This is a genomic window from Halomonas sp. BL6 (assembly GCF_006228115.1).
In the GTDB taxonomy this organism is placed as follows: domain Bacteria; phylum Pseudomonadota; class Gammaproteobacteria; order Pseudomonadales; family Halomonadaceae; genus Vreelandella; species Vreelandella piezotolerans.
In genome coordinates, this window is the sequence record NZ_VDGL01000003.1 from 15240 (window position 1) to 26526 (window position 11287).

Below are 11287 nucleotides of genomic sequence, written 5' to 3' on the forward strand. Positions count from 1 at the left end.
GCGATTGGCCGACACAGACACATTCTATAGGAGCACACCATGAGCAACACGGTTTTTTGCCGCAAGTACCAGCAAGAGCTACCCGCACTGCCTTTCCCGCCGCTGCCGGGTAAGCAGGGCCAAGAGATTCAGGCCACCGTATCGAAACAAGCCTGGGAAGAGTGGCAGGCGTTGCAAACCCGTCTGATCAATGAGAAGCACCTCAACATGCTGGAGCCGGAAGCACGCGCTTACCTTATGGAGCAGATGCAACGTTTCTTGGATAACGAAACCACCGACCAAGCGGAAGGGTACGTGCCGCCCAGCCAAGCATAAAAACAGCAACGCTGCGCTAAGCTACGGATGACGTGGCCTTTAATGCTTTTCGGCAAGCACCTGATGTGCCCTAAGCATGTGACTAGAAAGAAAGTTTCACAAAGGTGTTGACGAAAAGAGGAGCTTTTGGTTTAATACGCACCGTTGGCAAGGGCCAGATAGCTCAGTTGGTAGAGCAGGGGATTGAAAATCCCCGTGTCGGCGGTTCGATTCCGTCTCTGGCCACCACAACGTTGGGGTATCGCCAAGTGGTAAGGCACCGGTTTTTGGTATCGGCATTCCCAGGTTCGAATCCTGGTACCCCAGCCATTGCCAACAAGATTTCTTGTTGATTGGTTTGCCTAAGGGCAGCCCAGTCAAGTTCTCAAGAAAATGCGAAGCGCCGACATAGCTCAGTTGGTAGAGCAACTGACTTGTAATCAGTAGGTCCCGGGTTCGACTCCTGGTGTCGGCACCAAAGCATTAGAGAATATAAAAGGCCATCCAGTCGGATGGCCTTTTTCGTATGTGTGAGATAAACGAATAGCCGACTAATATCGCTTATTTTGGCATGACGCCTCATGCCCTCTCTATACCCTTCGAGCCGCTCTAGAAAGCGTTTCAGGCTGTTCTGACGTTATCTCACTCTCCCCCCCTCTCTGGTTACTATGTGTCGAATCGCTGCAAGAAGTCGATTTTAAGTTCATTAAAATTTATTGAATAGTTGAGAGTTGTATCGACTAGGCGCTCAATCGACTTCTAATGCCGGTAGCAATCTAATAGCTATGAAGAAAAGCCACTCAATCGAGCGGCCTGTTTATCAGCGTTTTCCTGAAGCGATAAAAGAACTTTCCGAAAGACGTGGCGTCACGCTCGCTTTACCAGCCGCGTCTCAATGGATAGCGAGCGCGTGTTTTCACTCGGCTGTTACGCAGTTCGAGAGCCGTTTGGTGTTGGTTTCTGTAGGGCGCAGCAAGGCGTGGAACAGGGCTAGCCCTGACGGATGGCTCGGCGCGAGCGGTGACGCTGGGTGGCGGAATAATAGTGAGGTTGTTGATATTGACTGTCTCTGAGGTGCCATCTGCGCAGGGGGCATCCTGGTAGGTGGTGTGCCCATTGCCATCGATACACTTATGTACTTCTGCTTGAGTAGAGAAAGGTATCCATACCAATAGCGCAGTCAACGCGAAACTCTTCCTCATCCGTGAATCCTAATCGAAGATAGGTAACATAATGTTACCAGTAATGAGTAGAGAGATGTACCTTCAAAAACGAGAAAACACCCCGTTGCTTATGATGGAGGTAGTAATAGCTTGGGTGAGTTGAGAGGGCAGGTGGGCACCTACGTGAAAAACTTTTTAAATGATTGATTTTTTATATTTCACTAGTGCGTAGCAGCGCGGCGTAGCTCTTCCTCGTCCATACTATCGCTAAGCTTTTGTATTTTTTAATAAAGGTGTACTGCCCTGAGCCCTGCCAGTGGCTCCCCTTTATCATTGAAGAGCACTAAGCGTTCACCGTAGATCTTCCAATGCGTGGTTTGATAGAGCGCGCTCAACATGGCTTTCTCGATGTGCATTAGTGCAGCAGGGCAGGTCATTTTCGTAGTGACGATGGGGTGGAACGTGAGCTGCTGGCGGGTGTGCTGGTAGCGTCCGCTGAGCGTGTTGCAGCCGGTGGCGCCTGCCAAGCGAGCGCTGTTGTCGATGTGCAGCACTATATGTGCTTCGCGAACATTGTCTGCGGCCACCACGGGGTCGTCGTTTACGGTCAGTAGCTTCCAGTAGGTATTGATGAGCGATTCATCGGCTGCCATGGAGGCTTGCAAAGCCGCATGGTTTTGGCATCCGGTCAGCCAAAGGCCGAGCGTGGTGGCGAGGGCGAATCGTGAGCGCATGGGATGGCCGGTTCCTTGATGTCGGTATGCCCAGAAAGTGTGTTGTCAGTTTAGGAATTTAGTCAATCTTTTTATCTTTGGTTACGGGGAGATGGTTAAAAAGTTATTTGATGGAAATGGTTGGCTGTGATCATAAAGGTTAAACGTTGTCGTTTAAGCCGCCATTCGCTTGATAAGAGAGTGAGGTTGGCTAGTCTCAAATTACTCGAGTGACACACCGAGTGCGAGTCAATGAGTTGGTTTTGCCGAATTCATGAAAAGGAGATTTATCATGGCGAATAACCGCAACGATAATGGAATGAGTCGCGAAGAGGCAGGACAAAAGGGGGGTGAAACTACCTCCAAAACCCACGATAAAGAGTTTTATCAGGATATCGGCCAAAAGGGTGGCGAAGCCACCGCTGATAGCCATGGCAAAGAGTTTTACGAAGATATTGGCCAAAAAGGCGGTGAAAACAGCGGAGGCAACTTTGCCAATGATCCCAAGCGCGCTTCAGAAGCCGGTAAGAAAGGCGGTGAGAATAGCCACAGTGGTGGTGGTAACAACCGCTAACTAGGTAGCTGCCGCGTTCTCTTTACACGTTCAAGAGTGCCTTTTGCCTTTAGGTAAAAGGCACAAGGAGTCAAGGATGAATCATCCTGTGAACGATAAGAACTTCGATATGGTGAGCACGCTATATCATGCCTCTCAAGGCGTTCAGCTAAGCCAGCAGTTTTCTCAAGATGCCAAAGAAAAGTCGGATCAAGAGACGCAAGCGTTTTTTGATCGCGTCACGCAGCATTATGAGGACATTGCAGACGAAGCACGGAAGCTATTAAAGCAAACGCTTTAAATACGTTGCCAGGGAGTGCGCTCCCTGGCAATTCACGAAGGAGAGTAGCGCTATGTTCCACCACTCTGGAAAGTTGCAGTATCCCGTTAAAGTCGACACTCCGAACCCAGAATTTGCCATGCTGCTGCAGCAGGCTATTGGCGGTATTGAGGGTGAAATCCGAGTGGCCATGCAGTACTTCTTTCAAGCAATGGGGGCTCGTGGTGATGACCGTATCCGCGATATGTTGATGTCCACGGCCACCGAGGAGTTGTCCCACATCGAGATGTTGGGTCATGCAGTGGCGCTCAATTTGGAAGGGGCGCCGGTTTCCTATCAAGAGGCGACAGCTAAAGACCCGGTTATGAACGCCATTTTGGGCGGTGCCAATCCACGTCATCTGCTTTCATCGGGCTTGTCGGCGATGCCAGTGAATGCCAATGGCGTCCCTTTTGATATGAGCCACGTTTACGCCACGGGCAATATCGCTGCTGATATGCTGGCCAACGCTACGGCCGAAGCTGGAGGTCGTGTCTTGGCATCGCGTCTCTACAATTGGACCGATGATCACGGCATGAAGGATTTTCTATCCTTTTTGATTGCTCGTGACACCTACCATCAGCAGCAATGGCTCGCAGTCATCGAAGAGTTGGGCGGCTTCGAAAAACAGCTGCCAATCCCCAATGCCACGCCGGAAGATCATGAGGCGATGCAGCACTCTTATTACTACCTCAACACCTTGATGGACAAGGAGGCGCCGAAGGGTCGTTGGTCCGAAGGCCCCTCGTTGGATGGCCGGAGCCAGTACAGCGTACGTAATCAGCCCGCCTCCGAAGGCCAAGAGCCTAGCCTGGGGAGTGCCAAGGAAAAGTCCGGGGCACAGAAGGAGCAAATCGACCCCAACAAATAAGGGAAAGTATCCTACGCCGCGAATGAACAAGGAGAGCACACGATGGAAGCCAAGTATTTGGAAGATTGGTTACGCGATGCGCATGCTATGGAAAAGCAAGCGGAAGAGATGTTGAAAGCACAGGCCAAGCGGATAGAGCACTACCCGGCGCTGAGCGCCCGCATCGATCAGCATTTGCACGAAACCGAGCATCAGGCAGAAAAGCTAGAGCGGGTAATGAACGAGCTGGGTATCGATACGTCCGCCGTCAAAGATATGGGCGGTAAGCTAACCGCTTTCGGCCAATCGCTAGGCGGTATGATGGCCGGGGACGAAGTGGTCAAAGGCGGGATTGCGAGCTACGCCTTCGAGTGTTTCGAAATTGCCAACTATAAGGCATTGATTGCCGCTGCAGAGCAGGCCAATCAGCCGGAGGTAGTGCGTGTATGCCGTGAGATCCTTGAAGAAGAACAGGCCATGGCCGATTGGTTGGACCAGCATCTGGACGATACCACGCGCACGTTCCTGGCGCGCGCGGATGACAACGACGTGCAGGCTAAAAAATAGCGCGAAGCAACGCTGTCAAGCCCAGTAGCTTACTTGGCAACGCCCTTTTCCCCGGTAGCCCTGACCGGGGTTTTTTATGCATGTATCCATGCACATTGAGCCACGACCGCCCCTGCTAATAACGAAGGGCCGTCTGACGATCACTGAGAGCCTGACAGGTTACAGGTGGTCTCGAGGAATCTTGGACGACCAATTCTTGGAAAAGACACGATAGGCGTTTTCATAGGCATCTAGCTGGGCGTGAACCAAAAAGTGTGTGTCGGTGCAGGTAAGTACCGTGCGGGTATACACCTCTGTATCCCAGTCGCCGCGTTTGAAGTGGCTTTCGGTGAGGGTTTCGCCTTGGGCAGATGTGAAGTCATCGGTCACGGTACTGTAGTACTCCCGCGCGCTCCGGTGAATCTCGGTGCCCGTATCGTCGATGCGAAAACGTCCTTGGTCGTTGATGACTTCCAGCGTCGATCGTTTGGTGGCCAGGTCTCGGTGTAATAGCCAGTTATGTTGACTGGGATCAAGCGTGGTGGTGGCCAGCGGTGGCGCTGCTTCGGGAGCGGCAAAGGCAAAGGGCGTCTCTGCGAGAGACACCGTGCGTACGGGGAGATGCAATTGGCACTCTTGTAGTGTGATGTCGACCTGAGCAGGCGCAGGAGATAGCCACGCCAACGGCCAGTAAGTGGTCGAGATCGACAGGCGAAGCTGGTGTCCTTTAGGGAAGCGCTGAGCAATACCGTTCATGGCCAACTGTACTCGGTACTCTCTGCCGGGCACCAGCTCGCTCGGGTGCTCATCGCTCTCCCGGTGGGTCAGATTGAGCAGTCCGTAGGTCACGCGGGTCGCCTTGCCATCGGGAGCCACGTCGGATAGGCGCGCGGCCAGCATGGCCTGGGGTTGATCGCAGGAAACCGTCAGTGACAATGTGGCGACGCCGAACATATCCAGCGCTTCCTCTAGCGGCTCGCTGCTGAACACCAACGATCCTCCGTCCTCTTCACGCTGGTCACCGGGAAGGTCTGGCGTGGCGGCATAGGAGCACCATTTCCCCGCCGACATCCCTACGCTAACAGGCGACTGTAAACCCAGTGTGGACGGCACGAGGTGTGCTGGCATCGGCTCGGTCGTCAGGCGGTTGGGCTGTAGGTAGTAGCGCTGCATGTGGAGGTTGGGGGAGGGCCATTGCGCTTCGCTTAGCCAGCGCCCAGGCCGCTCGGCGTAGCTATTATCCGGCGGTACGCTGTCTTGTTGCCAGACACGCAACATGGGTTCTTCCATGATGCCGTTCTGTTTACCTTTCAACCAGTAGTCCCACCAGCGCAGCGCTTCCTGGAGGAACCCAATGGCCGGGCCGGGAATGCCTTGGTGAGGGTATTTATGCCCCCAGGGACCAATGAGCCCTTTCCGGGGTACTTCCAAATGCTCCATCAACCGCAAGACGGTATTGGTAAATCCATCGGCCCAGCCGCCCACGGCGTAAACGGGGCACTGTATCGCCTCGTAATGTTCGCCCACCGAGCTGGTCGACCAGTAGGCGTCTCGACGCTGATGGCGCAGCCACTGATCGAGCCATAGCCCGCTGTGCTCCATGCGATCGAACCACATGGTTCGCCAGCGGTCGCCGACGATCTCTGGATCGGGAGGCAGTGCATTGAAGGCAAACATCACCGTCGCCTCGGAAAGGTTATCGCCCAACAGACAGCCACCCATGTAGTGCATGTTGTCGGCATAAAGGTCGTCGCTAGAACACAGGCTGATGATCGCCTTGAGGGCGGGCGGCTGTTTGGCCGCCACTTGCAGACTATTGAAACCACCCCAGGAGATACCCATCATACCGACGTTGCCATCGCACCACGGCTGTTCGGCCAACCAGGCGATAGCATCGACCGCGTCTTGCTGCTCTTGCTGAGTGTACTCGTCAGTAAGTACGCCGTCGGAGTCGCCGCTTCCGCGCATATCCACTCGCACACAAACGTAGCCGTGGCCCGCCAGGTAAGGGTGGTTGCTGGCATCGCGGCCTCGCGTCACGTCGCGTTTGCGGTAGGGAATATACTCCATGATGGCAGGAAACGGTGTGGCGTCGGGCGTGTCGGGGAGCCATACCTTGGCGGCGAGCTGTTGTCCATCGCGCATGGGGATGAAGAGGTTTTCAATCTCGCGGATGGGGTAGGGAAAATCGCGAACGATTTCCATAGGGGCCTCCTTACGTATCGATGGGCTCGATATCGAAATTGAGAACATCCAGGCAGAACTGATAATTCTGCTCGATCTCCTCATGAGTGTTGCCAGTCACGTAAAGCGTGCCCAGGCGGTAACAGAAACTGTCCTGATGCATCAGATGGCTAAGCTGTTGGCCTTGGGCGACATCGATCACGACCTCTGTATGCGGCAGCCGTTCTCTCAGCGCTGCGATCTCTGCGTCACTGGGGATGCGCTTGACCACGCCATCTTGGTGGGCAAAGGGAATGAAGCATTTGGCGGCAATCGGGGCAACGCCCTGACGGTTCAGCAGCGATGGGCGTTGGCCGAGGGCGATATCCAGGGCGATTTCATGATTCGACATGCCATCGACCATGACGAAAATCTCGCTATGAGATTGCGAGATGCGCGTATTCACTTCGATTAACCATAGTTTTTCTCGTGCCTCGTCCCACATGAACTCGACGTTGAAACAACCGTTGTTATAGCCGATATGGGTAAGAAAGGTTTTGGCGGTTTCCACCATTTTATGGTGAACGTGCTCAGGAAGATTACTGGGGTACTCCAAACGATCGAACAGTGACATGGAGTTCTTGGCTTTAGGTTGTGAGATGATGCCGTGAACATTGAACTCCCCGTTGAAGACAGAACCCTCAGGGGCACCTTGAACACCGCTGATGATTTCTTCAGCGATACAGGCATTGCCGTCTAAATGCGCTATCTCATCGGGTACGTTTATATAAGAAAGTGCTTCATTAAAAGCGTCACCGAGTTGGCGGATGCCCGCGCGAATCTCTTTGATAGCCTCTTCGAATTGAGCCGACGTTTCGATCTTGAAGCCTAGATGGGAAGAAAACGCTTTCACTGGCTTCAACCAAAACGGGTAGTCGAGCGTCACTTGGGAGAGCGGATCATCGGCGAAAGGATCGATCCCGCAAAATTTAGGTACCACCTCGGGCACGACTTTTTGCTGCTCTATGCGGCTCCAATACTTATGCTCACACTTTAAAACGCTCGTAATTGAGGGTGAGGGAATTTGGTACTGTTGGCATAAAATAGGCACGATCACACTCGTGGGAAAGTCCCATTGTGCAATAATCGCATCGACAGTGCCGGGATACGCATCTAGGTGCTCTTTGGCTAATGAAAGTAGATAATTAAAAGAGATTTTCTCTGCTTCCACGGCGCTCTTTACATCTAATACTCCATGTATATCTAAGTTCTTTTTCTCTCTTAGTGTTTGCATGGCTTTTTTTTGCTTGTCTTCTAAAGCAATGACGAAAACGTGACGTTTCATGCGCTACTCCATTAGTCGGCAAGTGGGCGAACGCTCCCTATTACCCCGCACTGAGCGTATGAAAGACTTTTTTTATTTTCCAGGGTACGTAAGTATTAAAGCTTAAAAATTAATATATGTGGCACTTTTAGTGGGTTATGTACGGGGGTGAATGTTTTAGTCGGGGTGTTTGTTTTTGATTCTGTTATGCTGCAGGGTGCGATAGGGTTAATTGACTATCGTCGAATATGGGCAGTGTCAAAAAATTTAACAAATGTTAATGATCAATATTTTTTTTGTCGTTTCCTAACATGGATTATAAAGCCGCCTTGTTTACTCATTTATATTTGTCTATATTTTTGTCGCGTTATCTTCCTTTCTGTATATCGGCATTATAAATAATTCCTGGCGAGTATAGCTTTTGTCTAACTACAAGGGAGTGTAGAGATGGATAAGGTTACTGAAGAAGAGTATCAGCAAGTGGAAGATAAAAATCGTAAAAGCGTACATGGCAGCTTGAGTAGTGACAGTTCTTGTATAGGGTTGGGTGAAGTGCTTGGCCTTTACGGTGAGCTGGGGGGCGATGCCCGAGAGGCGTTGGCGAACATTCGACAAAAACCCGTCGAGCTACGGCGTAACCAAAAAGTGTTTTCGCTATGCGAGGGTCGCGCCGACATTTTTGTGGTCAAGGAGGGGTGGGCGAGCCTTTCGCACGCGACCAGCACACGAGGGCAGGACATATGTAATGTCTTTATGCCGGGCGATATCATTGGCATGCGTGAAAGTTTTTTTGAAAGCCATGATATCGTGATTCTTTCTTTAACTAATTGCAAACTCGAAAAAGTATCGGTCGATGACTTGCACGAGTTGCTTAAAACCAATGAGGAAATAAGAAAGGCCATCACTTCTTATGTCATGGTCAATGACAATATTACGATCGAGCGATTAAGAAGCTGTACGCATCATCGCTCGGAAGAGCGCGTGGCACACTTTCTTTTAGAAGTGTATGCTCGCTTTAATTTTAAAGGATTGCTAACAGGCAATGTGTTCTCGTTCCCGGTCACTCAAGATGTCGTGGGTGAACTGCTGGGAATGACGAGCGTGCATGTGAGCCGGTGTATGACAGCACTAGAGCAGAAAAAACTAATCCGTAAAACACGTAGCAGTATCAAACTGTTGAAGCCCGAGGAAATGGCGCGAAATACCGGGTTTGATCGCGATTTTATTTATGGCCATTTATGCCTTGGTTAGCGTTTCCGAGAGCTAGAATAACCAGAGCGGCGCTTGTAAAGGCTTCTCTGGTTTTTTTAGGTCTATCGATCAGGGCGAAACAAGAGGTCACTATTATCAGGCGTTAAAGTTATAAGTTATATCGATAAATAATAAGGATTTTTCTTAAGGCGTTTTTTGCGATAGTCAGAGATGAGGGGGTGAATGTCATAACCCACGTTATGAAAGGAGCCATCCTAGGTTGCAAGCGCAGAAAGGTTAGCTACCCTATCTACTGCGCTGTGTTTCTAAATGAGACACGTTTTAACTGAAGTTTAATCATACAAGGAGTGGATTAGATGACAGTCAGCAATACACCGCTTAACCATGTGACCGCCCACAAACAGTATAGCGAGATGGCCGACGTGCCCACGGCTGGCAATGCTAGGATGGTAGACGCTTATCCCACACGCTTGGCCCAAGCGCCTGCATCACTCACGCAACCCCGCCAGGATGGCGTCGTAAAAGGGCGTGCGCTACCGGGACCGCTGAGTGAGGCTCAGCTCGATGAGTTCGAACGCAAGGGATATTTGTTCATTCCCAATTTGATCGATGGCGAAGAGCTGGAGGCGCTGCGCCAAGAGATGAACGCCCTGCTGAGCAACGACGCCTATCGCGATAAGGCGTTCAGCATCACCGAGCCAGAAAGCCATGAGATTCGCTCACTGTTTGCCGTGCATCGCCTTTCTGAGCGATTAGGGGCGCTTGCCAGCGACGAGCGCGTGGCCGGTGCGGCTCGTCAGATCATCGGTGACGACCCCTACGTGCATCAGTCGCGTATCAACTACAAGCCGGGCTTTGCCGGTAAAGGCTTCAATTGGCACTCGGACTTCGAGACCTGGCACGCTGAAGATGGTATGCCTAACATGCACGCGGTCAGCGCCTCGCTGATTTTGACCGACAACCACGAGTTCAATGGCCCGCTGATGTTGATTCCGGGCTCGCATATGGAATTCGTGCCTTGCCTGGGAGAAACGCCGGAAGACAACCACAAGCGCTCGTTGAAAGCGCAGGAAGTGGGCGTGCCGAGCCCAGAGGCGTTGACACACTTGGTCGATAAATACGGCATCGATGCCCCTAAAGGGAAAGCTGGCGGGCTGCTGTTGTTCGATTGCAACACGCTGCATGCGTCCAACGCCAACCTCTCGCCGGATCCGCGCAGCAACGTGTTCTTCGTGTTCAATCGGCCCGATAACCGCTGCGTTGCCCCGTTTGCCGCGCCTAAACAGCGTCCTTCGTTCTTGGCGCATGGGCCTGAGGAGAGCGGGTATCCCGAGGCATAAGGATCCAGATACTCCTGCAATTCGGAAATACGCGGTCGATACTGTGGAACATGGGCATGGCTGGGGTAGACTAATGCGCCTGTCGTTGCGAATACGGCACGCATAACGAGAAGGAGAAGACCCGCCATGCGTTTTGTTCCACAGTTTACCGATGGTCAGGAGTTTCCCCACGCGCTGGGCAAGGTCATCTGTGTCGGCCGCAACTATGCCGACCATGCCAAAGAGTTGGATAACCCGGTTCCTAGCGAACCGCTTCTGTTCATCAAGCCCGCCACCAGCGTGGTAGATTTAACCAAACCGCTCGATCCGCCATTTTCACGTGGTGACGTACACTACGAAGTCGAGCTGGCGCTACTAGTAGGCGAACGTCTGACCCACGCCACTCAGGATGAAGCCGAGCGTGCCATTGCGGGCATTGGTTTGGCGATGGATCTGACGCTGCGCGATGTGCAAACCAAGCTGAAAGAGAAAGGCCACCCTTGGGAGATCGCCAAGGCGTTCGATGGTGCCTGCCCGCTATCGCCCTTTTTGCCACTGAGCCGCGTGCCTAACTGGAACGCGCTGGCCTTTACCCTGGAAATCGACGGGGAAGAACGCCAGCACGGCGAAGGGGCCGATATGATTTTTGCCATTCCCACGCTGGTGGCAGAAATGAGCCGCCATTTCACCCTTGAACCGGGCGATGTGATTTTGACCGGCACGCCTGCGGGCGTGGGCGAGCTGCCGCGTGGCGCATCGCTACGTCTGACGCTCACTGGCGGTTTGGAGATCACCACCAGCGTCGTCGAATAACGTCGTCTACCTGCTCGC

General features: G+C 52.5%; 12 protein-coding genes and 3 tRNA genes. 11 read left to right on the top strand and 4 right to left on the bottom strand.

Features of this window, described 5'->3' with window-relative positions:
- The first annotated feature begins 39 nt into the window (after positions 1-39).
- From FHJ80_RS06815 to FHJ80_RS06830, 4 genes are all read left to right on the top strand, one after another.
- Positions 40-315, top strand: a complete 276-nt coding sequence (locus tag FHJ80_RS06815) for an oxidative damage protection protein (RefSeq protein ID WP_139526277.1) — start codon at positions 40-42, stop codon at positions 313-315.
- Positions 316-467: 152 nt separating this feature from the next.
- A tRNA-Phe gene (locus tag FHJ80_RS06820) sits at positions 468-543 on the top strand.
- A 6-nt stretch (positions 544-549) separates the two neighbouring features.
- Positions 550-624: transfer RNA gene (locus FHJ80_RS06825), tRNA-Gln, on the top strand.
- Between the two features lie 72 nt (positions 625-696).
- Positions 697-772: transfer RNA gene (locus FHJ80_RS06830), tRNA-Thr, on the top strand.
- 400 nt (positions 773-1172) lie between these two features.
- Here FHJ80_RS06830 and FHJ80_RS17535 read toward each other — a convergent pair.
- Both FHJ80_RS17535 and FHJ80_RS06840 read right to left on the bottom strand, forming a co-directional pair.
- Complete coding sequence (locus FHJ80_RS17535; RefSeq protein ID WP_139526278.1) at positions 1173-1496, bottom strand: DUF4124 domain-containing protein; 324 nt, start codon at positions 1494-1496, stop codon at positions 1173-1175.
- Between the two features lie 245 nt (positions 1497-1741).
- Positions 1742-2191, bottom strand: coding sequence for an META domain-containing protein (locus FHJ80_RS06840; RefSeq protein WP_139526279.1), 450 nt, complete (start codon positions 2189-2191; stop codon positions 1742-1744).
- A 271-nt stretch (positions 2192-2462) separates the two neighbouring features.
- Between FHJ80_RS06840 and FHJ80_RS17540 the strand changes: the two genes are divergently transcribed.
- The 4 genes from FHJ80_RS17540 to FHJ80_RS06860 all read left to right on the top strand — a co-directional run bounded on the left by FHJ80_RS17540 (position 2463) and on the right by FHJ80_RS06860 (position 4459).
- Positions 2463-2744: a general stress protein gene (locus FHJ80_RS17540; protein WP_139526280.1), complete on the top strand. Its 282-nt coding sequence runs from the start codon at positions 2463-2465 to the stop codon at positions 2742-2744.
- 76 nt (positions 2745-2820) lie between these two features.
- Entirely contained in the window at positions 2821-3024 is a 204-nt protein-coding gene (locus FHJ80_RS06850; RefSeq protein WP_139526281.1) for a hypothetical protein, read from the top strand.
- A 52-nt stretch (positions 3025-3076) separates the two neighbouring features.
- On the top strand, positions 3077-3913 hold the full coding sequence (locus FHJ80_RS06855; RefSeq protein ID WP_139526282.1) for a manganese catalase family protein: 837 nt from the start codon (positions 3077-3079) through the stop codon (positions 3911-3913).
- Between the two features lie 42 nt (positions 3914-3955).
- Positions 3956-4459 carry a ferritin-like domain-containing protein gene (locus FHJ80_RS06860; protein ID WP_139526283.1) on the top strand — a complete coding sequence of 168 codons (504 nt, stop codon included), beginning with the start codon at positions 3956-3958 and terminating at the stop codon, positions 4457-4459.
- Positions 4460-4618: 159 nt separating this feature from the next.
- On the opposite strand, the gene FHJ80_RS06865 is transcribed toward FHJ80_RS06860, so the two are convergent.
- Complete coding sequence (locus FHJ80_RS06865) at positions 4619-6643, bottom strand: CocE/NonD family hydrolase (protein WP_139526284.1); 2025 nt, start codon at positions 6641-6643, stop codon at positions 4619-4621.
- Between the two features lie 10 nt (positions 6644-6653).
- On the bottom strand, positions 6654-7946 hold the full coding sequence (locus tag FHJ80_RS06870) for an acetyl-CoA carboxylase biotin carboxylase subunit family protein (RefSeq protein WP_139526285.1): 1293 nt from the start codon (positions 7944-7946) through the stop codon (positions 6654-6656).
- Between the two features lie 426 nt (positions 7947-8372).
- On the opposite strand from FHJ80_RS06870, the gene FHJ80_RS06875 reads away from it, so the two are divergent.
- From FHJ80_RS06875 to FHJ80_RS06885, 3 genes are all read left to right on the top strand, one after another.
- Complete coding sequence (locus FHJ80_RS06875) at positions 8373-9176, top strand: Crp/Fnr family transcriptional regulator (protein WP_139526286.1); 804 nt, start codon at positions 8373-8375, stop codon at positions 9174-9176.
- A gap of 317 nt (positions 9177-9493) precedes the next feature.
- A complete protein-coding gene (gene thpD, locus FHJ80_RS06880; protein ID WP_139526287.1) occupies positions 9494-10477 on the top strand; it encodes an ectoine hydroxylase in 984 nt (327 codons plus the stop codon).
- A gap of 126 nt (positions 10478-10603) precedes the next feature.
- Positions 10604-11269 carry a fumarylacetoacetate hydrolase family protein gene (locus FHJ80_RS06885; RefSeq protein WP_139526288.1) on the top strand — a complete coding sequence of 222 codons (666 nt, stop codon included), beginning with the start codon at positions 10604-10606 and terminating at the stop codon, positions 11267-11269.
- The last annotated feature ends 18 nt before the right edge of the window (positions 11270-11287 follow it).